At 60.9% G+C, this 22,826-nt stretch carries 19 protein-coding genes and 3 tRNA genes; 21 read left to right on the top strand and 1 reads right to left on the bottom strand.

Going from position 1 to position 22,826, the window contains the following annotated elements:
- Nucleotides 1-9: 9 nt before the first annotated feature.
- The 6 genes from leuD to V5E99_RS25345 all read left to right on the top strand — a co-directional run bounded on the left by leuD (nt 10) and on the right by V5E99_RS25345 (nt 7,847).
- The gene (gene leuD / locus V5E99_RS25370) at nt 10-654 is read left to right on the top strand and encodes a 3-isopropylmalate dehydratase small subunit (RefSeq protein ID WP_123403578.1); all 645 of its coding nucleotides are present in this window, start codon (nt 10-12) and stop codon (nt 652-654) included.
- A gap of 41 nt (nt 655-695) precedes the next feature.
- On the top strand, nt 696-1,463 hold the full coding sequence (locus V5E99_RS25365; protein WP_201202281.1) for a class I SAM-dependent methyltransferase: 768 nt from the start codon (nt 696-698) through the stop codon (nt 1,461-1,463).
- A gap of 51 nt (nt 1,464-1,514) precedes the next feature.
- On the top strand, nt 1,515-2,597 hold the full coding sequence (leuB, locus tag V5E99_RS25360; protein ID WP_499804956.1) for a 3-isopropylmalate dehydrogenase: 1,083 nt from the start codon (nt 1,515-1,517) through the stop codon (nt 2,595-2,597).
- Nucleotides 2,598-2,666: 69 nt separating this feature from the next.
- Entirely contained in the window at nt 2,667-3,779 is a 1,113-nt protein-coding gene (gene asd, locus V5E99_RS25355) for an aspartate-semialdehyde dehydrogenase (protein WP_149658895.1), read from the top strand.
- A gap of 214 nt (nt 3,780-3,993) precedes the next feature.
- On the top strand, nt 3,994-5,004 hold the full coding sequence (locus V5E99_RS25350) for an aspartate-semialdehyde dehydrogenase (protein WP_499804955.1): 1,011 nt from the start codon (nt 3,994-3,996) through the stop codon (nt 5,002-5,004).
- A gap of 209 nt (nt 5,005-5,213) precedes the next feature.
- Complete coding sequence (locus tag V5E99_RS25345) at nt 5,214-7,847, top strand: FimV/HubP family polar landmark protein (RefSeq protein WP_499804954.1); 2,634 nt, start codon at nt 5,214-5,216, stop codon at nt 7,845-7,847.
- 143 nt (nt 7,848-7,990) lie between these two features.
- Here the strand turns inward: V5E99_RS25345 and V5E99_RS25340 are convergent, their stop codons facing one another.
- Nucleotides 7,991-8,656 carry a M24 family metallopeptidase gene (locus tag V5E99_RS25340; protein WP_499804953.1) on the bottom strand — a complete coding sequence of 222 codons (666 nt, stop codon included), beginning with the start codon at nt 8,654-8,656 and terminating at the stop codon, nt 7,991-7,993.
- A gap of 183 nt (nt 8,657-8,839) precedes the next feature.
- Between V5E99_RS25340 and truA the strand changes: the two genes are divergently transcribed.
- The 15 genes from truA (at nt 8,840) to V5E99_RS25265 (ending at nt 22,754) form a co-directional block, all read left to right on the top strand.
- Nucleotides 8,840-9,664, top strand: coding sequence for a tRNA pseudouridine(38-40) synthase TruA (gene truA / locus V5E99_RS25335; RefSeq protein WP_499805006.1), 825 nt, complete (start codon nt 8,840-8,842; stop codon nt 9,662-9,664).
- 63 nt (nt 9,665-9,727) lie between these two features.
- Nucleotides 9,728-10,351 (top strand): phosphoribosylanthranilate isomerase, encoded by a 624-nt coding sequence (locus V5E99_RS25330; RefSeq protein ID WP_499804952.1) that lies wholly within the window; start codon nt 9,728-9,730, stop codon nt 10,349-10,351.
- Nucleotides 10,352-10,708: 357 nt separating this feature from the next.
- The gene (accD, locus tag V5E99_RS25325; protein ID WP_162437753.1) at nt 10,709-11,629 is read left to right on the top strand and encodes an acetyl-CoA carboxylase, carboxyltransferase subunit beta; all 921 of its coding nucleotides are present in this window, start codon (nt 10,709-10,711) and stop codon (nt 11,627-11,629) included.
- The gene (gene folC / locus V5E99_RS25320; RefSeq protein WP_499804951.1) at nt 11,626-12,933 is read left to right on the top strand and encodes a bifunctional tetrahydrofolate synthase/dihydrofolate synthase; all 1,308 of its coding nucleotides are present in this window, start codon (nt 11,626-11,628) and stop codon (nt 12,931-12,933) included. The genes accD and folC overlap by 4 nt, the downstream gene beginning before the upstream one ends.
- Complete coding sequence (locus tag V5E99_RS25315) at nt 12,917-13,567, top strand: SPOR domain-containing protein (RefSeq protein WP_499804950.1); 651 nt, start codon at nt 12,917-12,919, stop codon at nt 13,565-13,567. The genes folC and V5E99_RS25315 overlap by 17 nt, the downstream gene beginning before the upstream one ends.
- 98 nt (nt 13,568-13,665) lie before the next feature.
- A complete protein-coding gene (locus tag V5E99_RS25310) occupies nt 13,666-14,226 on the top strand; it encodes a CvpA family protein (protein ID WP_499804949.1) in 561 nt (186 codons plus the stop codon).
- A 41-nt stretch (nt 14,227-14,267) separates the two neighbouring features.
- Nucleotides 14,268-15,773: an amidophosphoribosyltransferase gene (purF, locus tag V5E99_RS25305; RefSeq protein WP_123425738.1), complete on the top strand. Its 1,506-nt coding sequence runs from the start codon at nt 14,268-14,270 to the stop codon at nt 15,771-15,773.
- Between the two features lie 168 nt (nt 15,774-15,941).
- Complete coding sequence (locus V5E99_RS25300; RefSeq protein ID WP_499804948.1) at nt 15,942-17,153, top strand: O-succinylhomoserine sulfhydrylase; 1,212 nt, start codon at nt 15,942-15,944, stop codon at nt 17,151-17,153.
- A 5-nt stretch (nt 17,154-17,158) separates the two neighbouring features.
- Nucleotides 17,159-17,923, top strand: a complete 765-nt coding sequence (locus V5E99_RS25295; RefSeq protein WP_499804947.1) for an SDR family oxidoreductase — start codon at nt 17,159-17,161, stop codon at nt 17,921-17,923.
- Between the two features lie 283 nt (nt 17,924-18,206).
- Nucleotides 18,207-18,282: transfer RNA gene (locus V5E99_RS25290), tRNA-Val, on the top strand.
- A gap of 55 nt (nt 18,283-18,337) precedes the next feature.
- A tRNA-Asp gene (locus V5E99_RS25285) sits at nt 18,338-18,414 on the top strand.
- Between the two features lie 92 nt (nt 18,415-18,506).
- Nucleotides 18,507-18,583, top strand: a tRNA-Asp gene (locus tag V5E99_RS25280).
- 251 nt (nt 18,584-18,834) lie between these two features.
- Nucleotides 18,835-19,344, top strand: coding sequence for a sigma-70 family RNA polymerase sigma factor (locus tag V5E99_RS25275; protein ID WP_499804946.1), 510 nt, complete (start codon nt 18,835-18,837; stop codon nt 19,342-19,344).
- A complete protein-coding gene (locus tag V5E99_RS25270; RefSeq protein WP_499804945.1) occupies nt 19,341-20,285 on the top strand; it encodes a FecR domain-containing protein in 945 nt (314 codons plus the stop codon). The genes V5E99_RS25275 and V5E99_RS25270 overlap by 4 nt, the downstream gene beginning before the upstream one ends.
- A gap of 66 nt (nt 20,286-20,351) precedes the next feature.
- The gene (locus V5E99_RS25265; RefSeq protein WP_499804944.1) at nt 20,352-22,754 is read left to right on the top strand and encodes a TonB-dependent siderophore receptor; all 2,403 of its coding nucleotides are present in this window, start codon (nt 20,352-20,354) and stop codon (nt 22,752-22,754) included.
- The last annotated feature ends 72 nt before the right edge of the window (nt 22,755-22,826 follow it).

The raw sequence follows: 22,826 nt of genomic DNA, 5'->3' as shown, positions 1-22,826 counted from the left end.
GAACCGCACATGAGAGCTTTTACCCAACACACCGGTTTGGTCGCGCCATTGGACCGGGCCAACGTCGACACTGACCAGATCATTCCGAAGCAGTTCTTGAAATCGATCAAGCGCACCGGTTTTGGTCCGAACCTGTTTGACGAGTGGCGCTACCTGGACGTGGGCTATGCCTACCAGGACAACTCCAAGCGTCCGCTGAACAAGGATTTTGTGCTCAACGCCGAGCGTTATCAGGGCGCCAGCGTCTTGCTGGCCCGGGAAAACTTCGGTTGCGGCTCCAGCCGTGAACATGCGCCGTGGGCGCTGGAAGAATATGGTTTCCGCAGCATCATCGCGCCGAGCTATGCCGACATTTTCTACAACAACAGCTTCAAGAACGGCTTGCTGCCGATCATCTTGAGCGACGCTGAGGTTGATGAGCTGTTTCAGCAGGTTGAAGCCAATCCTGGCTACCAGTTGACGGTCGACCTGCAAGCCCAGACCGTGACCCGACCGGATGGCAAGACCTATAGCTTTGAATTGGACGAGTTCCGCAAGCATTGCCTGGTCAATGGCCTCGACGACATCGGCCTGACATTGATGGATCACGAGGCGATTGCGTCGTTTGAAAGCAAGCACCGGGCGAGCCAGCCGTGGTTGTTTCGCGACGTTTGATCTTTTGATCTTAAAACCAGCAACCCAAAATGGAGCTCCCCATGACTAGCACCGCCCAGCACAGCCAAGTCGTACAAAAGCAATTCGGTGAACAGGCCTCGGCCTACCTGAGCAGCGCTGTTCACGCCCAAGGCACCGAATTCGCGCTGCTACAGGCTGAACTGGCCGGGCAGGGCAATGCCCGTGTGCTGGACCTGGGTTGCGGCGCCGGTCACGTGAGTTTCCACGTCGCGTCACTGGTAAAAGAAGTGGTGGCCTACGACTTGTCCCAGCAAATGCTCGACGTGGTAGCGGCTGCGGCGATTGATCGTGGTTTCAGTAACGTCACGACAGTCAACGGTGCCGCCGAGCGCCTGCCATTCGCCGATGGCGAGTTCGATTTCGTCTTCAGCCGTTATTCGGCGCATCATTGGAGCGATCTCGGCGTGGCCCTGCGGGAAGTGCGCCGGGTGTTGAAGCCGGGCGGCGTGGCGGCGTTCGTCGATGTGTTGTCGCCGGGCAGTCCGTTGTTCGACACCTATCTGCAAAGCGTCGAAGTGCTGCGCGACACCAGCCATGTGCGCGATTATTCCGCCGGCGAGTGGTTGCGCCAGGTCAGCGAGGCGGGGTTGCATACCCGTAGCACCACCCGTCAGCGACTGCGTCTGGAGTACACCTCATGGGTGGAACGCATGCGCACGCCAGAAGTGATGCGCGCCGCCATCCTCGAGTTGCAGAAGTCGATGGGCAACGAAGTGCGCGAATATTTTGAGATTGAGGCCGATGGTTCGTTTAGTACCGATGTGTTGGTACTGATGGCTGAGCGATAGAATTTTTCCGGTGGCGCCCACGGGCGCACCGACTGATGACATGAGGAAAGCATGAGCAAGCAGATTCTGATTCTCCCAGGCGACGGTATTGGCCCGGAAATCATGGCCGAAGCGGTCAAAGTGCTGGAGCTGGCGAACGACAAATACAGCCTGGGCTTCGAACTGAGCCACGACGTGATCGGCGGCGCCGCCATCGACAAACACGGCGTGCCGCTGGCCGACGAAACCCTGGATCGCGCTCGCGCTGCCGACGCGGTGCTGCTGGGCGCCGTGGGCGGCCCGAAATGGGACACCATCGAGCGTGACATCCGCCCTGAGCGCGGCCTGTTGAAAATCCGTGCGCAACTGGGCCTGTTCGGCAACCTGCGTCCGGCGATCCTCTACCCGCAACTGGCCGAAGCCTCGAGCCTCAAGCCTGAAATCGTTGCTGGCCTGGACATCCTGATCGTCCGTGAACTGACCGGCGGCATCTACTTCGGCGCGCCACGCGGCACCCGTGTGCTGGAAAACGGCGAGCGTCAGGCTTATGACACCCTGCCGTACAGCGAAAGCGAAATCCGCCGCATCGCCCGCGTCGGTTTCGACATGGCTATGGTGCGCAGCAAAAAGCTCTGCTCGGTGGACAAGGCCAACGTGCTGGCGTCCAGCCAACTGTGGCGTGAAATCGTCGAAGAAGTGGCCAAGGATTACCCGCAAGTCGAACTGAGCCACATGTACGTCGACAACGCCGCCATGCAACTGGTGCGCGCCCCGAAGCAGTTCGACGTGATCGTCACCGACAACCTGTTCGGCGACATCCTGTCCGACCAGGCCTCGATGCTCACCGGTTCCATCGGCATGCTGCCGTCGGCGTCCCTGGACACCCACAACAAGGGCATGTACGAGCCGTGCCACGGTTCGGCGCCGGACATCGCGGGCAAAGGCATCGCCAACCCGTTGGCGACTATTTTGTCGGTGTCGATGATGCTGCGTTACAGCTTCAACCAGCAGGTCGCAGCCGATGCGATTGAGCAGGCCGTCAGCCTGGTTTTGGACCAGGGCCTGCGCACGGGCGACATCTGGTCCAGCGGTTGCACTAAAGTCGGAACGCAGGAAATGGGTGACGCAGTAGTCGCCGCGCTGCGGAATCTGTAATCTCTCGGGCCCGCTGCCACTTTCAACTTCGAAAGCAGCGGCCCACTTTTTAAAGAAGGTGTAGTTGCGATGAAACGTGTAGGTCTGATCGGTTGGCGCGGTATGGTCGGTTCCGTGCTCATGCAGCGGATGCTGGAAGAGCAGGATTTCGATCTTATCGAGCCGGTGTTTTTCACCACTTCCAATGTCGGTGGCCAAGGCCCGTCCGTGGGCAAGGACATTGCTCCGCTCAAGGACGCTTACAGCATTGAAGAGCTGAAAACCCTCGACGTGATTCTGACCTGCCAGGGTGGCGACTACACCAGCGAAGTCTTCCCGAAACTGCGCGAAGCCGGCTGGCAGGGTTACTGGATCGACGCCGCTTCCAGCCTGCGCATGCAGGATGACGCGGTGATCGTGCTGGACCCGGTGAACCGCAAGGTCATCGACCAGCAGCTCGATGCGGGCACCAAGAACTACATCGGCGGCAACTGCACCGTCAGCCTTATGCTGATGGGTCTGGGCGGCCTGTTCGAGGCCGGCCTGGTGGAGTGGATGAGCGCCATGACCTATCAGGCGGCCTCCGGTGCCGGCGCGCAGAACATGCGTGAACTGATCAAGCAAATGGGCGCGACCCACGCTGCTGTCGCCGATCAACTGGCCGACCCGGCCAGCGCGATCCTCGACATCGACCGTCGCGTGGCCGAAGCCATGCGCAGCGACGCGTACCCGACCGAAAACTTCGGCGTACCGCTGGCGGGCAGCCTGATCCCGTGGATCGACAAGGAACTGCCGAACGGCCAGAGCCGCGAAGAGTGGAAGGCCCAGGCCGAGACCAACAAGATCCTCGGTCGCTTCAAGAGCCCGATCCCGGTGGATGGCATCTGCGTGCGCATCGGCGCCATGCGTTGCCACAGCCAGGCGCTGACCATCAAGCTGAACAAAGATGTGCCGATCGCCGACATCGAAGGGCTGATCAGCCAGCACAACCCTTGGGTCAAACTGGTACCGAACAGCCGCGAAGCAAGCATTCAGGAACTGAGCCCGACGAAAGTCACCGGCACCCTGAACGTACCGGTCGGCCGTCTGCGCAAGCTGAACATGGGCACCCAGTACCTGGGCGCGTTCACCGTCGGCGACCAACTGCTGTGGGGCGCGGCCGAACCGCTGCGTCGCATGCTGCGGATTCTGCTTGAGCGTTGATCGATTGATGCAATGAAGAGCCCGTGCCTTGAAAGAGGTGCGGGTTTTTTCTTTGAGGCGAAAAAAGATCGCAGCCTTCGGCAGCTCCTACGGAACCGGGTTTACACGCGGCCAATGTAGGAGCTGCCGAAGGCTGCGATCTTTTGCTCTAAATTGCCGAACGGCCACCCACCCGGTAAAGTGCCGCTCCCCCCGTTTCGCCAGAGGTAGAACCATGAGCCAGTCTTTCGATATCGCCGTGATCGGCGCCACCGGCACTGTCGGCGAAACGCTGGTGCAGATTCTCGAAGAGCGGGATTTCCCGGTCGGCAACCTGCACCTGCTGGCCAGCAGCGAATCCGCCGGGCATTCGGTGCCGTTTCGCGGCAAAAACGTGCGAGTGCGCGAAGTCGATGAGTTCGATTTCAGCAAGGTGCAACTGGTGTTCTTCGCCGCTGGCCCGGCCGTCACCCTGAGTTTTGCCTCCCGCGCCACGGCCGCCGGTTGCTCGCTGATTGATTTGTCTGGCGCCTTGCCGGCCGATCAAGCGCCGCAAGTGGTACCGGAAGCCAATGCCCAAGTGTTGGCCGGTCTGAAAAAGCCGTTCCAGGTCAGCAGCCCGAGCCCGTCGGCCACCACATTGGCCGTGGTGCTGGCGCCGTTGCTCGGCGTGATCGACCTGCAGCGCCTCAACGTGACCGCCAGCCTGGCCGTTTCCGCTCAGGGCCGTGAAGCCGTGACCGAACTGGCCCGGCAAACCGCCGAGCTGCTCAACGTGCGTCCGCTGGAGCCGACCTTTTTTGACCGGCAAATGGCTTTCAACCTGTTGGCCCAGGTTGGCAAACCCGATGAGCAAGGTCATACGCTGCTGGAAAAACGCCTGGTGCGCGAGCTGCGTCAGGTCATGGCGTTGCCTTTGTTAAAGATTTCCGCGACTTGCATTCAAGCCCCGGTATTTTTTGGCGATAGCTTTAGTGTGACTTTGCAGTCAGGGAGCGCTGTGGACCTGGCAAAAGTGAACGCTGCGCTGGAAGACGCGCCGGGCATCGAGCTGGTGGAAGCCGGCGATTATCCGACCGCCGTCGGTGATGCAGTGGGGCAGGATGTGGTCTACGTCGGTCGGGTTCGCCATGGTGTCGACGACCTGTCGGAACTAAATCTGTGGCTGACGTCAGATAACGTACGCAAAGGCGCTGCGCTCAATGCTGTGCAGGTGGCTGAATTGTTGATAAAAGACCTGCTGTAAAAGATACTTGGCAACAATTTGTCGAATGATTCTAGCCGAGCGCTATGCTTGGCCGGAGTGCTAGACGGCAAGTCACCCTGTGGGGCTTTCCGGGGCATCAAAGAAATGATCGCGCGCGACGACCCTTCGCCGTCGCGCGCAATGCCTTACGGCAGCGACTTTCAACACCTTCTCGCTGGCCGAGGAATGTTCAAACAAAGGATGAGGCTATGGTTCAAGTTCGCAAACTGGTGTTAGCAATAGCGGCCGCCTCGGCGCTGTCCTCCGGTATGGCGCATGCCCTCGGGCTCGGGGAACTGACCCTGAAGTCGACCCTGAACCAACCGCTGGTGGCCGAGATCGAGCTGCTCGACGTCAAGGACCTCACCGCTGCCGAAGTGGTGCCGAGCCTGGCGTCTGCCGACGATTTCACCAAGGCCGGTGTTGACCGTCAGGCGTTTCTCAATGACCTGACCTTCACCCCGGTCATCAACGCCAGCGGCAAAAGCATCCTGCGCGTGACCTCCAGCAAACCGCTCTCTGAACCGATGGTGAAATTCCTGGTTCAGGTGATGTGGCCGAACGGTCGCTTGCTGCGCGATTACAGCGTGCTGCTCGATCCGTCCAAATTCTCGCCACAAACCGCCAATGCGGCCGCGCAACCCGTGCCGGTCCAAGCGGTCACCGCACCGACCACCGGTGCGACCAAGCCTTCGACCTACACCACCACGCCGCGCGACACCCTGTGGGAAATCGCGGCGAAGGCGCGCAATGGCGGCTCGGTGCAGCAAACCATGCTGGCCATCCAGGCGCTGAACCCGGATGCGTTCATCAACGGCAACATCAACCTGCTGAAAACCGGTCAGGTCCTGCGCATGCCGGATCAGGCGCAAAGCACCACTCTGCCGCAACCCAAAGCCATCGCAGAGGTCGCTGCGCAGAACACCGCGTGGCGCCAGGGGCGTCGCTATGTGGCCAAGCCCGGGGCAGGGCAGCAGCAACTCGATGCCACCAAGCGCGGTCGAGCGGATGCAGAGTCCACACAAACGGCCAAAGACAAGCTGAGCCTGGTGTCTGCTGCCCCCGGCAAGGGCCGTAAAGGTGCCGGCGGTGATGCCAAGAATCTGAGCAACAAACTGGCGGTGACCCAGGAAAGCCTCGACACGACCCGTCGTGACAATGCCGAACTGAAAAGCCGCATGACCGATCTGCAAAGTCAGCTGGACAAGCTGCAACGCCTGATCGAGTTGAAAAACAATCAACTGGCCAAGCTGCAAGCCGAAGGCGCCGCGACCCCGGCTGCACCGGCGGCGGCCACTGCCGCTGCTCCTGCGATCTCGGCTGCGCTGACGCCAGCGCCAGCGGCCCCGACTGCCGCTGCTCCTGCGGTGCCGGCGCCTGTTGTGACCGCGCCCGAGGCGACTCCAGCCCCGGTCGTCACACCGGTCGAGCCGACACCTGCGGTGTCCGACGACAAGACCTTCAACGACCTGCTGACCAACCCGATCCTGCTGGGGCTGGTGGGCGGTGGCGCGGTGGTTCTGCTGCTGTTGCTGCTGTTGCTGGCCCGTCGCCGCAAAGCCCAGCAAGAAGCCGAGAAGCATTTGCGCATGGCGCGTGCCTTGTCTGAGGAACAGGAGTTTTCTGTCGAGCAAGACTTGCCGGAAAGCAGCTTCGAAGGCCTTGAAGTACCGCCGCCCGCCGTGAAACTCGCGACGCCGCCGGCTGCTCCGACACCTGCGCCAGCACCAGCCCCGGTGATTGCACCGGTCGTGGTTACGCCACCGATTGCCGCGCCGTTGGTTGCGCCGGCCGCCGAGCGTAATGACGATGTGCTGGGCCAGGCCCAGTCGCACATCAACGCCGGGCGCCTGAACCAGGCCGCCGCGTTGCTGGAAGACGGTATCAAGCAAGAGCCGCAACGCAGTGACCTGCGCCTGAAACTGATGGAAGTCTACGGCCAGCAAGGCGATCGTGATGCGTTCGTGGCCCAGGAGCGTCAGTTGGTGGCCAATGGCGATAATTTCGCCCAGGTCGAGCAACTGAAAAGCCGCTTCCCGTCCATGGCGCTCGCCGCGGTCGGTGGTATCGCTGCCGCAGCCGTCGCGGCCGAGCTCGACGCTCAATACGTCCAGGACCTGCTGCTGGATGAGCCTGCGGCGCCAACGCCGGCGGCCGACGACCTCGACAGCGCGTTTGACTTGAGCCTGGATGACCTGGAAAACGTCTCTCCAGCGGTGGTTGCGCCGGAGCCGGAACCTGACGCCTTGGCGCAGCTGGACGAATTCCCGCTGGACGACGACTTGAGCTTTGAATCGGTGCTGAAACAGCAGGCGGATATCAAGGAAAACCTCGACGACCTGTCGGACTTCGATCTGGACATGGACCTCGGTGGCGATGCTTCGCCGGCGATGCTGGCTGACGATGATTTCCTGCTGGATCTGGACGAGGGCGTTAAAGACCTGCCCGCCGTCGAAGTGCCAACCGTGACCGAAGCGGCGCTGGACGATCTGGAGTTGCCGGCGGATTTCGACTTGTCCCTGGCTGACGAAATGGATGCGCCTGAAGCACCAAACGCCTTCACCACAGAACTGGATGACGTCAACGCCGAGCTGGATCGTTTGTCCCAGAGCATCGCCGAGCCAACCTTCACCGCTGAAGATGCCGCCGCTTCGGTGGCTGACGAGCCGGAGTTCGACTTCCTCTCCGGTACCGACGAAGTCGCGACCAAACTCGATCTGGCCCAGGCCTACATCGACATGGGCGACAACGATGGCGCCCGGGACATCCTCAATGAAGTGGTGACCGAGGGCGATGCCGGGCAGAAGAGCGAAGCCAAGGAAATGCTTTCGCGTCTGGCTTGATCCTGTCGTCGGTAATAAACAAAACGGCAGCCCATTGAGGCTGCCGTTTTGTTTTGGTGAGGCAGAAGATCGCAGCCTTCGGCAGCTCCTACAGGGGATTGCGTACACCCGTAGGAGCTGCCGAAGGCTGCGATCTTTTGACCTTAAGCCAACAAATCCTCATAAAACGCGCCAAACGGCCGGGTAGGGTGGGCAATCTGGATTTCCAGAATCCACAGTCCGACGTTCGGGCAATCCTCGAAATTCCCCAAATCCCCGGCACGATAGATCGCGTGCGGGAAATCACTGACCCGGTGACCCTTGATCTCCAGGTTCAGCTTCCAGCCCATGGCGCTCGCCTGTTCATCGGCATAGCGATACAGTTCGGGGCCGGCCACTTGCTGCGTGCGCCAGTACTCGTGGACCTGATCGAACAGGGTTTTGGCCGCCACGGCACAGGCCTTCATGTCGGGATCGTTGCCGACGACGAAGGTCGCGCCCGAATCACCTTCATGGCGATCCCAGACCACTCCGAGGTCAATAAAGAAAATATCGTTGTCAGCCAGCACTGGATCGCCGACCGAAGGTTGTTTGAAGGTTTTCAGGGTGTTGTCGCCGAAACGGATCTTCGATGGATGCCAGATGCGGTCCATACCCAGTTCGTTCAGCACCTCAAGGCTCATATCCAGGGCCTGGGATTCGCGCATGCCGGGTTTGATCCGGCGGGCCATTTCGTCGATGGCTTCCCAGGTTTTGCGCTTGGCGTGCTGCATGCCTTCCAGGCTGTAGGCCAGGCCGACGGCTTCCTTGTTCAGAGTGGCAGTCATCATCAGGTCTCGGTTTTTTGTGTTTTCGTTGTGTATTTATCTATATAGCGAAATCTGTAGGGGCGATGCAATGGCGCAAATGCCACGCGGCTCTGGCGTCCGGGCCTTGCGGCCTTATAATGCCTGCCTTTGCGCATATCAGCAGGCTGTCACCCCTTGGCAAATATAGATAATCCGGCCGCCGAAATGGCGGCCGACGGCTTTTTCCGGATCGCGTTGGGCGTGGAATACAAAGGTTCGCGTTATCGCGGCTGGCAACGCCAGGCCTCCGGCGTGCTGACCGTGCAGGAAACCCTCGAAAACGCCTTGTCCAAAGTCGCCGATTCGCCGGTGTCGCTGCATTGCGCCGGGCGTACCGATGCGGGCGTGCATGCCTGTGGCCAAGTGGTGCACTTCGACACTCAGGTCGAGCGTTCGCTGAAAGCCTGGGTCATGGGCGCCAACATCAATTTGCCCCACGACGTCAGCGTCAGTTGGGCCCAGGTCATGCCGCCGCACTTTCACGCGCGGTTCAAGGCCATCGCCCGGCGCTATCGTTATGTGATCTACAACGATCAGATCCGCCCGGCGCACCTGAACGAAGAAATCACCTGGAACCACCGTCCGCTCGACGTCGAGCGCATGGCCGAGGCCGCCCAGTATCTGGTTGGCACCCATGACTTCAGCGCATTTCGCGCCGGGCAGTGCCAGGCCAAGTCGCCGATCAAGGAATTGCATCACCTGCGGGTCACCCGCCACGGCAAGATGATCGTGCTGGACATCCGCGCCAGCGCCTTCCTGCACCACATGGTGCGCAACATCGCCGGGGTGTTGATGACCATTGGGTCCGGCGAGCGTCCGGTGGAATGGATGAAGGAAGTGCTGGAAAGCCGCATTCGTCGTTCCGGCGGCGTGACGGCGCACCCATACGGTCTGTATCTGGTGCAGGTGGAGTACCGAGACGAGTTCCAATTGCCCGACCGTTACATCGGGCCGCACTTCCTGACCGGTTTCACCGAACTTGACGGCTGACGCCCTCGAACGCATTTGTTACCATCCGGGACTTTCTCGGATTTGCCTTGGGGTTCTATCGACATGTCAGCCGTTCGCAGCAAGATTTGCGGGATTACCCGCATAGAAGATGCGTTGGCGGCAGTCGAGGCCGGGGCGGATGCCATCGGGTTCGTGTTTTACGCCAAAAGCCCACGGGCGGTGACGTTCGCGCAGGCGAGGGCAATCATCAAAGCCTTGCCGCCCTTCGTGACCACCGTGGGTTTGTTCGTCAATGCCAGTCGCTGCGAGCTGGGGGAAATCCTCGACGCGGTGCCGCTGGATTTGCTGCAGTTTCACGGTGACGAAGACGCCGCCGAGTGCGAAAGCTGGAATCGGCCTTACATCAAGGCCCTGCGGGTCAAGGCCGGGGATGACATCGCGGCGGCGTGCGATGCGTTTCCAAGTGCCAGCGGTATCCTGCTCGACGCTTACGTTGAGGGCGTGCCGGGCGGAACCGGCGAAGCGTTCGACTGGTCTTTGATACCACAAGGCTTGAGCAAGCCGATTATCCTGGCCGGCGGCCTGAATCCCGACAACGTCGCCGAAGCGATTGCCCGGGTTCGGCCGTATGCCGTGGACGTCAGCGGCGGAGTAGAGGCGAGCAAGGGCATCAAGGATCACGCAAAGATTCAGGCATTCATCAAAGCCGTACGTAGGAGCCTGTAGGAGCCTGTAGGAGCTGCCGAGTGAAACGAGGCTGCGATCTTTTGACTTTGTTTTTTTAACAAGCAAGATCAAAAGATCGCAGCCTCGTTTCACTCGGCAGCTCCTACGAGGCCAACGAGGCCAACGAGGTTGACGAGGTTGACGAGGCTGACGGGACCGACGTTGATGTGACGGCTGGCTAACTGCCGCCGTCCACAGCTCTGTAGAAAAGAGGCTGAGGGTTTTTGGGGTGTACGCAGGTCAGTTTCACTGACCCGGCATCCCGGCGATCATCGCCACACATATGAATTTAGCTCAAGGGCATACGCGGGGCTGCGAACCAAAGCGTTCGGGCCGCCGGTACTGGAGAAAGAAAGCATGAGCAACTGGTTAGTAGACAAACTGATCCCTTCGATCATGCGTTCCGAGGTCAAGAAGAGCTCGGTGCCTGAAGGTCTGTGGCACAAATGCCCGTCTTGCGAGGCTGTGCTTTATCGTCCGGAGCTGGAAAAGACCCTGGACGTTTGCCCCAAGTGCAACCACCACATGCGTATCGGCGCCCGCGCCCGCATCGACATCTTCCTCGACGCCGAAGGCCGTGCCGAACTGGGCGCAGAACTGGAGCCGGTTGACCGTCTGAAGTTCCGCGACGGCAAGAAGTACAAGGATCGCCTGACCGCTGCGCAAAAGGCCACCGGCGAAAAAGACGCACTGATTTCCATGAGCGGCACCCTGCTGGGCATGCCGGTGGTGGTGTCGGCGTTTGAGTTCTCCTTCATGGGCGGTTCGATGGGCGCCATCGTCGGTGAGCGTTTTGTTCGCGCTGCCAACTACGCCCTGGAAAACAAATGCCCGATGATCTGCTTCGCCGCCTCCGGTGGTGCGCGGATGCAGGAAGCCCTGATCTCCCTGATGCAAATGGCCAAGACCTCTGCGGTACTGGCGCGTCTGCGCGAAGAAGGCATTCCGTTCATCTCGGTGCTGACTGACCCGGTCTACGGCGGCGTTTCCGCCAGTCTGGCGATGCTGGGCGACGTGATCGTCGGCGAGCCGAAAGCCCTGATCGGCTTCGCCGGTCCGCGCGTGATTGAGCAAACCGTGCGTGAAAAACTGCCGGAAGGCTTCCAGCGCAGCGAGTTCCTGCTGGAGCACGGCGCGATCGACATGATCATTCACCGTCAGGAACTGCGTCCGCGCCTGGGCAACCTGCTGGCACAAATGATGGGCCTGCCGACGCCGAAATTCGTCGCCGCGCCCATCGAGCCAATTGTGGTTCCGCCGGTGCCTGCCAACATATGACTGAGCGCACCCTTGGCGAATGGCTCGCCTACCTTGAGCAGTTGCACCCTTCGGCCATCGACATGGGCCTGGAGCGCTCGCAACAGGTAGCGTCCCGCATGGGACTTGGCAAGCCGGCGCCTCGGGTGATCACGGTCACCGGCACCAACGGCAAGGGTTCCACCTGTGCGTTCGTGGCGTCGTTACTGCGCGCTCAGGGCCTGAGCGTTGGTGTCTACAGCTCGCCGCACCTGCTGCGTTACAACGAGCGGGTGCAGGTCAACGGCGTTGAAGCGACTGACGCCGAGCTGTGCGAAGCCTTCGCGGCGGTCGAGGCCGGCCGTGGCGAAACCTCCCTGACCTACTTCGAAATGGGCACCCTGGCGGCATTCTGGCTGTTTCAGCAGGCAAGCCTCGACGCGGTGGTGCTGGAAGTCGGCCTGGGCGGGCGTCTGGACACGGTCAACGTGGTGGATGCGGATATTGCGCTGGTTACCAGCATTGGCGTCGATCACGTCGATTACCTGGGCGATACCCGCGAATCCGTGGCCTACGAGAAGGCCGGCATTTTCCGTCAAGGCGCGCCTGCACTCTGCGGCGACCTGAATCCTCCTCAACCTCTACTGGACAAGGCGCGCGAGCTGGCTTGCCCGTTTTTCCTGCGTGGACGCGATTTCGACCTCGGTATCACCGATCAACACTGGCAGTGGCGTGGTCTGGACGCTCAAGGGCGAGTGGTCGAGCTGCATGACCTGCCGTTGCTCGATCTGCCGATGGAAAACGCGGCGCTGGCGTTGCAGGCTTACCTGTTGCTCGGCTTGCCGTGGGTGGATTCACAGATTGTTGAAGCGCTGAAAGCTACGCGCATTGTCGGTCGTCTCGATCGTCGGCAAATCAACTGGCAGGGCAAGCGTCTGAATTTGTTGCTGGATGTGGGGCATAACCCTCATGCGGCTGAGTTTCTGGCCCGGCGTCTGGCCAGCCGTCCACCGGTCGGCAAGCGTCTGGCGGTGTTCGGGTTGCTGGCGGACAAGGATTTGGACGGTGTGGTCGGCGAATTGACTGCTAGTGTCCATGCATGGGCCGTCGCGCCGCTGGATTCGCCTCGGGCGCGTCCGGTTGCGGATTTGTACGCGGCCCTGGAGAACCTTGGCGCGTCGGTAACGTCCTATGGCAGTGTGGCGGCCGCCCTGGAAGGGCAGTGCGCACTCGCATCAAGCGACGACGAGATTCTGTTGTTCGGATCATTTTATTGTGTCGCCGAGGCCCTTGAATGGCTGGCCCGGCACTCCACGGAGGAAGCGGCAAATGGCTTTGCTGGATAAGGCGTACAAGCAGCGTATGGTCGGTGCCCTGGTATTGGTGGCGCTGGCGGTGATTTTCTTGCCGATGCTGTTTTCCCGCCAGGACGAACAACGTCAGGTGATCGTACAGGCGCCGTCCGCGCCGCAAGCGCCTTCGGTGCCACAAGTGCAGGTTGAGCCCGTGGTGGTCCCCGAGCCACAAGCCTTGCCTCAGGAGCCTGTGCCAAGCGACGACGAGATTGCTGATGAGCAAGCACCTTCGGCGCCGATTGCACCGGCTGCACCTGCGGCTCCGGCACCTGTTGCCAAGCCCGTTGCGCCGCCTGCGCCTGTCGCCAAACCGGCGCCAACCCAGCCAATCGCTGCTGCGCCGGCAAAACCGGACACCACCCAGAGCCGCGTCGATGCCAATGGCCTGTCGATCAGTTGGTCGGTGCAACTGGCCAGCCTGTCGAGCCGCGCCAGCGCCGAAAGTCTGCAAAAGACCCTGCGCAGCCAGGGCTACAACGCTTACATCCGTACGGCCGATGGCAAGAATCGGGTGTTTGTCGGGCCGCTGATCGAGCGTGCAGAAGCCGATCGTCTGCGTGACTTGCTGAGCCGCCAGCAGAACCTGAAAGGTTTTGTCGTGCGTTTCCAGCCTGAGCGCGGTTAACACTATCGCCCCGATTTGAAATGCACTGACAATCGCAGCTTACCGATAAGCATGGGCTCTGCTAAAATGCGCCGCCTTATCCGTCTGTAGGCTGCACTGTGCCATTTACCTGGGTTGACTGGGCGATCGTTGCAATCGTCGCCATCTCCGCATTGATCAGTCTGAGCCGCGGCTTCGTCAAAGAAGCACTGTCGCTGGTGACGTGGATCATCGCAGGAGTCGTCGCCTGGATGTTCGGTGGTTCATTGTCCGAGTACCTCGCCGGATACATCGAAACGCCATCGGCTCGCGTGATCGCGGGCTGCGCAATCATGTTTGTCGCCACGTTAATCGTAGGCGCAATGATCAATTATCTTATCGGCGAATTGGTTCGCGTCACCGGGCTCTCCGGGACCGATCGATTCCTCGGCATGGCTTTCGGCGCCGCGCGTGGCGTGTTGCTGGTGGTCGTGGCGGTCGGGCTGTTGAGCCTGGGGCCGGTACAGCAGGACAGCTGGTGGAAAGAATCACAGCTCGTGCCAAAATTTTTATTGGTCGCAGATTGGTCCAAAAACCTGATTCTCGGGTGGAGCAGTCAGTGGCTTGCCAGCGGTATCAGCGTACCCGCTGAATTACCGTTCAAGGAACATCTCTTGCCGACGGCCAAAACGCCTCAGTGAGTTGTGTTCAGTTCAGATCCATTAAGTAGGGGTTGCGTCGCATGTGTGGCATCGTCGGTATCGTCGGTAAGTCGAACGTCAATCAGGCGCTGTATGACGCGCTAACCGTGCTCCAGCACCGCGGCCAGGACGCTGCCGGTATCGTAACCAGCCATGACGGCCGGTTATTCCTGCGCAAGGACAATGGCCTGGTACGTGACGTGTTCCATCAGCGTCACATGCAGCGCCTGGTCGGTCACATGGGTATTGGCCATGTGCGTTACCCGACCGCAGGCAGCTCGACTTCGGCCGAAGCTCAACCGTTTTACGTCAACTCGCCTTACGGCATCACCCTGGCGCATAACGGTAACCTGACCAACGTTGAACAACTGGCCAAGGAGATTTACGAATCTGACCTGCGCCACGTCAACACCAACTCCGATTCGGAAGTGCTGCTCAACGTGTTCGCACACGAACTGGCCCAGCGCGGCAAGTTGCAGCCAACCGAAGAAGACGTATTTGCTGCCGTGACTGACGTGCACAACCGTTGCGTCGGTGGTTACGCGGTCGTGGCGATGGTGACCGGTTACGGCATCGTCGGTTTCCGCGACCCGCACGGCATCCGTCCGATCGTCTTCGGTCAGCGTCACACCGACGAAGGCGTCGAGTACATGATCGCCTCCGAAAGCGTGTCCCTGGACGTGCTCGGTTTCACCCTGATTCGCGACCTGGCACCGGGCGAAGCGGTCTACATCACTGAAGACGGCAAGCTGCACACCCGTCAGTGTGCGACCAACCCGTCCCTGACCCCGTGCATCTTCGAACACGTCTACCTGGCGCGTCCGGACTCGATCATCGACGGCGTGTCGGTCTACAAGGCCCGCCTGCGCATGGGCGAGAAACTCGCCGAGAAGATCCTGCGCGAACGTCCAGAGCACGACATCGACGTGGTTATCCCGATCCCGGACACCAGCCGTACCGCGGCCCTGGAGCTGGCGAACCACTTGGGCGTCAAGTTCCGCGAAGGCTTCGTGAAGAACCGCTACATCGGCCGGACCTTCATCATGCCGGGCCAGGCTGCACGGAAAAAATCCGTACGCCAGAAGCTCAACGCCATCGAACTGGAATTCCGCGGCAAGAACGTCATGCTGGTGGACGACTCGATCGTTCGTGGCACGACGTGTAAGCAGATCATCCAGATGGCCCGTGAAGCCGGCGCGAAAAACGTCTACTTCTGCTCCGCAGCGCCGGCCGTTCGCTACCCGAACGTCTACGGCATCGACATGCCGAGCGCTCACGAGCTGATCGCCCACAACCGTTCGACCCAGGATGTGGCTGATCTGATCGGCGCCGACTGGCTGATCTATCAGGACTTGCCTGACTTGATCGAGGCGGTCGGCGGCGGCAAGATCAAGATCGAAAACTTCGATTGCGCAGTGTTTGACGGCAAGTACGTCACTGGCGACGTCGACGAGGCTTACCTGAACAAGATCGAGCAGGCGCGTAACGATGCCTCCAAGGTCAAGACGCAGGCAGTCAGTGCGATCATTGATCTGTATAACAACTGAGTAAACGAACGGCCTGGTTGCGATGATGGGTCTGTAGGAGCGAGGCTTGCCCGCGAAGCTTTTAGCGCCCCTAAAGGGAGCCTTCGCGGGCAAGCCTCGCTCCGACAAGGCGTCATCTCCTGCAGGCCGGTTTTGTATCCATTACCGAGCAAGGCAAGGAGTGACAGCATGAGTCAGGATTGGGATGCCGGTCGGCTGGACAGCGACCTCGATGGCGTAGCGTTCGATACCCTGGCCGTACGCGCCGGTCAGCACCGCACGCCGGAAGGCGAACACGGTGATCCGATGTTCTTCACTTCCAGCTACGTCTTCCGTACCGCTGCCGACGCGGCGGCACGCTTCTCCGGTGAAGTGCCGGGCAACGTTTACTCGCGCTACACCAACCCGACCGTGCGTGCGTTCGAAGAACGTATCGCCGCGCTGGAAAGCGCCGAGCAAGCGGTGGCCACGGCCACTGGCATGGCCGCGATCATGGCGGTGGTGATGAGCCTGTGCAGCGCTGGCGACCACGTGCTGGTGTCGCGCAGTGTGTTCGGTTCGACCATCAGCCTGTTTGAAAAGTACTTCAAACGCTTCGGCATCGAAGTCGATTACGTGCCTCTGGCGGACTTGTCCGGCTGGGATGCGGCGATCAAGGCCAACACCAAATTGCTGTTCGTCGAGTCGCCGTCCAACCCGCTGGCCGAGTTGGTGGACATCGCCGAACTGTCGAAAATCGCTCACGCCAAAGGCGCGATGCTGGTGGTCGACAACTGCTTCTGCACACCTGCGTTGCAGCAGCCGTTGAAACTGGGCGCAGACATCGTCGTGCACTCGGCAACCAAGTTCATCGACGGCCAGGGTCGTTGCATGGGCGGCGTTGTGGCCGGTCGCAGCGAGCAGATGAAAGAAGTCGTCGGTTTTCTGCGCACCGCCGGGCCGACCCTGAGCCCATTCAACGCCTGGATCTTCCTCAAGGGCCTCGAAACCCTGAATCTGCGGATGAAGGCGCACTGCGCCAACGCCCAGCAATTGGCCGAGTGGCTGGAGCAGCAGGACGGCATCGAGAAAGTCCATTACGCCGGCCTCAAGAGCCATCCGCAGCACGAACTGGCCCAGCGTCAGCAGAAAGGCTTCGGTGCGGTGGTGAGTTTTGAAGTCAAGGGCGGGAAAGAGGGCGCCTGGCGCTTTATCGATGCAACCCGACTGATCTCCATCACCGCCAACCTCGGTGATACCAAGACCACCATCACGCACCCGAGCACCACCTCCCACGGCCGTCTGGCGCCGCAAGAGCGTGAAGCGGCGGGCATTCGTGACAGCCTGATCCGCGTTGCGGTCGGCCTGGAAGATGTAGCGGACTTGCAAGCCGATCTGGCGCGCGGGTTGGCTGCCTTGTGATCGAGATGTCTACACCAAGCGGTACCCATGGCCGTGTTGCGCTGGTCACCGGTGCCGCGCGCGGTATCGGCCTGGGCATCGCGGCCTGGCTGATCAGCGAAGGCTGGCAGGTGGTGCTGACGGATCTGGACCGGGCGCGGGGTTCGAAAGTGGCGAAGGTACTGGGCGACAATGCCTGGTTTATCGCCATGGACGTCTCGAATGAAGGGCAGGTAGCGCTGGGCGTTGCCGAAGTACTGGGGCAGTTCGGGCGTCTGGATGCGTTGGTGTGCAACGCGGCCGTCGCCGATCCGCACAACATCACCCTGGAGAGCCTCGATCTGGCCTACTGGAACCGTGTGCTGGCAGTGAACCTCAGTGGTCCGATGTTGCTGGCCAAGCACTGTGCGCCGTACCTGCGTGCTCACAACGGTGCCATCGTCAACCTGGCCTCGACCCGCGCCGGGCAGTCGGAACCGGACACAGAAGCTTATGCGGCGAGCAAGGGCGGCTTGTTGGCCCTGACTCACGCGTTGGCGATCAGTCTGGGGCCGGAGATTCGCGTCAATGCGGTCAGCCCGGGCTGGATCGATGCGCGGGACCCGAGCGCACGGCGTGCCGAGCCGCTCACCGATGCCGATCATGCCCAGCATCCTGCGGGCAGGGTAGGGACGGTCGAGGACGTGGCGGCGATGGTGGCCTGGTTGTTGTCCAGGAACGCCGGGTTCGTCACGGGCCAGGAGTTTGTGGTCGATGGTGGCATGACCAAGAGGATGATTTACAGCGAGTAATACGTGTCGACCTGGCCGGCATTGATGTTGGATGGACCATCGTCTTCGCGAGCGAGCCCGCTCCCACAGTGGATCTGTGTCGTACACATAATCCGTACTCACCGACAATCCACTGTGGGAGCGGGCTCGCTCGCGAAAGCGGTCTGACTGCCGAAGAGCGATGTTGGCCGTTGCCAACACCTTGCGGAATGACACGATTTTGTCTTTTTCAGAAAAACTTCAATCCTGCTATTGACTTAGGTTCGCTACCTGCGTAAATTTCGCGGCCTCGGAGATGCAAACCGGGTGATTAGCTCAGCTGGGAGAGCGTCTGCCTTACAAGCAGAATGTCGGCGGTTCGATCCCGTCATCACCCACCACTTCCGAGAGTCTTGCGAAAGCAAGATGGAAGCTTTTAAAAGCCTCCACCGACGCGCAGCGGTAGTTCAGTCGGTTAGAATACCGGCCTGTCACGCCGGGGGTCGCGGGTTCGAGTCCCGTCCGCTGCGCCATATTTCCGAAGCAGGTTTTGCCTGGTTCGAGATTGAAAAGCCTCGAAGCTTTCAATCAGACGAGTTAATTGGACGCAAGTCCAAAGCGATACGCAGCGGTAGTTCAGTCGGTTAGAATACCGGCCTGTCACGCCGGGGGTCGCGGGTTCGAGTCCCGTCCGCTGCGCCATATCTGCTTCAAGGCACACTGAACGCCTTGGAGCTACGAAGAGAAGCCGCTGGCTTACTTCGAGTCGATAGCAAAGACCCTGGTCGAAAGACCGGGGTTTTTTGTGTCTGAAATTTGGCCTTGCCTCCCTCCACATCCCCCTCAAGCACACCTTTCTGCTCAGCCGATGCATAAAGCCCTTCCTTCGCGGTGCCGACATTAATTAGAATCACTCTCATTTACGATAACTCCTTGGCACAGGGCTTCTTGAGATGAGTGATGCAGCGATGCCGAAGGAGCAAACCTTCCACGACCTGTACCGCGATCACCGTGGCTGGCTGGAAAGTTGGTTGAGCCGGCGCCTGAGCAACGGCTGTGATGCGGCGGACTTGAGTCAGGATACGTTCCTGCGTTTACTCGCCAGCTCCCAGCGGATTGCCGACCTGCAAGAACCCCGTGCCTATCTGCTGACCGTGGGCAAGCGCCTGCTGAGCAATTTCTACCAGCGCCGCAGCCTCGAACAAGCCTACCTGGCGGCATTGGCCGCAATGCCCGAAGACTGCGTGCCATCCCCCGAGACCCGTTGGCTGCTGCTGGAAACCCTGCAAGCCCTGGATGAATTGCTCGACGGGCTGCCGAGGGCGGTACGTCGGGCATTTCTCTGGAGTCAACTCGAAGGCCTGACCTATCAGCAGATTGCTGAGCGCTTGCAGGTGTCGGAACGCACGATCAAACGCTATATGGCGCAAGCCTACGAACATTGCCTGTTGGTGGACCTGTGAACAGCCCGACAGCCGATGCCCGTCAGGTGGTGCGCGCGGCCGCGCAATGGCTCGCATTGCTGGAGTCTGGCCAGGCCAACGAGCAGGACCGGGCGAATCTGCAGCGCTGGCGCGACAGCTGCGCCACCCATGAGCATGCCTGGCAAAAGGCTCAAGCCTTGCGTCAGCGGTTTGCCGATTTACCTTCTGCGTTGGCGCTGAAAAGTCTGGATCGCCCCGAACCGGGTCGGCGAGTGGTGCTCAAGCGCGCCTTGGGCGCCGTGGCATTGGTGCCGGCAGCCTGGTTGATCAGTCGCCAGTTGCCGCTGGAGGTGTGGCGCGCCGATCTGCACACCGCCACCGGCGAGCGCAAAAAAGTTCAGCTCGCCGACGGCAGTTCGTTGCAGCTCAACACCGCCAGCGCCGTGGATGTGGATGTGCAGAACCGCCGTTTGAAACTGATCGAGGGCGAGTTGTCGCTGAACGTGCCGGGCGCATCGCCGCTGACAATCCAGACTCGGTTCGGCCAGGTCATCGTCAGTCAAAGTGAAGTGTGTGTTCGCCAGGACACTCGCGGTTGCCGAGTTTCGGTCTACAACGGCGCCGTGCAGTTGCAGCCCTTGCAAGGGCCGGTGTTGACCCTGCGCAGCGGTCAGCAGATCAACCTTCAAGCCTCCGGCGCCGGGGCGATCTTGCCGTTCGATGCGCTGATGCCGGGTTGGCGTGAAGGCGTGTTGATGGCGAAAGACCAGCCGCTGGGAGATTTCCTGCGCGAACTCGGCACCTATCGACCGGGCGTGCTGCGTTGGGAGCCTGAATTGGAAGCCCTGCGCGTCACCGGCAGTTTCCGTCTGGACGATACCGATCGCGTACTGGCGCTGCTCGCCGCCAGCCTGCCTCTGGAGGTGCATTCGCGAACCCGTTACTGGGTCACGCTGCTGCCACGCAAAAATAGTGTGTGAAGCCTGTCCCCTTTTTCGGCTCGCTTGTCATTCAAGGCATGTGAACGAATCAAGAGAGCTTCTTCAATGCCCGTAGTCACCCCTTGCAGTTTTCGACCGTTGTTGCGTTTGAGCCTGTTGCTGAGCCTGAGTGCCAGTCCGCTTTTTATCCCCGTCAGTTGGGCCGAAGACAGCGCCCGGCGCAGCTACCAGGTGCCGGCCGGCAGCCTGAGCGATGCACTGACGCGTTTCGCCGGATTGGCCGGGGTCAATCTGTCGGTCGATCCGGCGCTGGTGAGCGGTCGCCGCAGTGCCGGGTTGTCGGGTGAATTTGCCGTGGAGGAGGGCTTCGCCCGACTGTTGCAAAATTCCGGTCTGCAACTGCAACCGGTGGGCGAACAAGCCTACATCCTCACCCCTGCGCCGGAAGGCAGCAGCCTGCAGCTGGCGCCGACCTCGATTCTCGGGGCCTCGGGCGGGACGGGCGGCGAGGTGTATACCGGCGGTCAGGTCGCGCGCAAGGGCTCCCAAGGCTTGCTGGGCTCGAAAGATTTCATGGAAACGCCGTTCAGCATGACCACCTACACCAGTGGGGCGGTCAAAAACCTGCAGGCCCGCACCTTGGGTGACCTTGTGGCCAGTGATCCTTCGGTTCGCGCTACCAACCCGGCGGGTGGGCGCTATGAGCAATTCACTATTCGCGGGCTTAGCCTGTTCAATAGCGATGTTTCCTACAACGGCCTCTACGGTGTCCTGCCGACCTACACGATCGACATGGAGATGGCCGACCGCGTCGATATCCTCAAAGGCCCGAGCCAGCTCATCAACGGCATCTCGCCGCGAGGCAGTGTCGGCGGCGGCATCAACGTGGTGCCCAAGCGCGCCACCGACAAGCCCATCACTTCGTTCACCACCAACTACGCGTCCAACAACCAGATCGGTGGTGCCGTGGATATCGGCCGACGCTTTGGTGAGGATGACAAGTTTGGTATTCGTTTCAACGGCGTGAAGCAGTCCGGCGACACCGAATGGGATCACCAGAGTGTCGACCGCGACATGGCTGTGCTGGGTCTGGATTTTCGCGGTGAGCGCCTGCGGCTCTCGACGGACGTCGGGCACACCGAGCGCGATACCGACGCGCCGCAGGAGCGCGTGATCGTCGGCGCCAACGCACAGGTCCCGCATGCCAGCGACGTGCGCAGCAACTATGCGCAACCCTGGAGCAAGGCGCGCACCGAGGACACGTTCGGCACGGTGAATGGCGAGTTCGATGTCAGCGATTCGGTCATGCTGTATGGCGGTGTGGGCGCACGCAAAAGTAATCATGACTTCCTCCGCCACGCCGTTTCGATCACCAACAACGCGGGTGATTTCAGCGTTCAACCCCGTGACTTCACCCGTGACGAAAATGTACGGACGGCCAATGCGGGTGTGCGCAACTGGTTCCATACCGGCCCGGTCAGCCACGAAGTCAACCTGGCGGCCAGCTACTTCTACATGGACTTCGAAAACGGCGGCGCCCGTTATGCCTCGGCCCCCAGCAACCTCTACGACCCGGTAGAAACCCCCACGCCTAACCGGCCCACGCGCCAGGATTCAAAGGTCTATACCGAGAACCGCTTCAGCGGCGTGGCGTTGTCCGACACCTTGGGGTTCTTCGATGACCGCGTGCTGCTGACCCTCGGCGCCCGCTGGCAGCGGGTCAAGGTTGACGACTGGACCGATAACGTCAAAGGCGACACGGCCTACGATGAGGAAAAGGTTTCGCCGTCGGGCGGCCTCCTGTTCAAGGCCACCGACAAGCTGTCGCTGTACGCCAACTACATGGAAGGCCTGAGCCAGGGCAAGATCGCGCCGTCGACCTCGGTGAACGAAGACGAAATCTTCCCGCCATTCATCAGCCGTCAGGTCGAGGTTGGCGCCAAGTACGACGCGGGGCCGTTCGCCGTGACTGCGGCGGTGTTCCGGATCAAGCAGCCCGCCTATGAAACCAACGCCACGACGCGGGTCTTCGGCCCGAACGGCAAACGTGAAAACAGCGGCGTGGAGGTGAGTGTGTTCGGTGAACCGCTCGACGGTTTCCGTCTGCTCGGCGGCGTCATGTACATCGACAGTGAGTTGAAAAACACCACCAACGGCACCTTCGACGGCAACCGTGCGCCGGCCACGCCGAAATACAACGTCAACCTCGGTGCCGAGTACGACGTGCGCTCTGTGCAAGGCTTGACCCTGACCAGTCGCGCCATTTACTCCAGCTCGCAGTATCTGGACCAGTCCAACGTCAAGGAAATCGACGCCTGGACGCGCATGGACGTCGGCGCACGCTACGCCTTCAAGGTTGACGACAAGAACATCACCTTGCGCGGCAATATCGAGAACGTGGCGAACAAGCGCTTCTGGAGTTCGGCCGGGGCTTCGGATGACAGTGAGCCGGGGTTGACGTTGTCGACGCCGCGCACTTACCTGCTGTCGGCGACTGTCGATTTTTAAACCGCAAGATCAAGATCGCAGCCTTCGGCAGCTCCTACGGGGATCGCATTCCAACGTAGGAGCTGCCGAAGG

This window comes from Janthinobacterium sp. LPB2021202312-11-4, assembly GCF_037049705.1.
Taxonomy (GTDB): Bacteria; Pseudomonadota; Gammaproteobacteria; order Pseudomonadales; family Pseudomonadaceae; genus Aquipseudomonas.
Note: the sequence above shows the minus strand (reverse complement) of the source record. Positions and strands in the feature narration are given on the sequence as shown.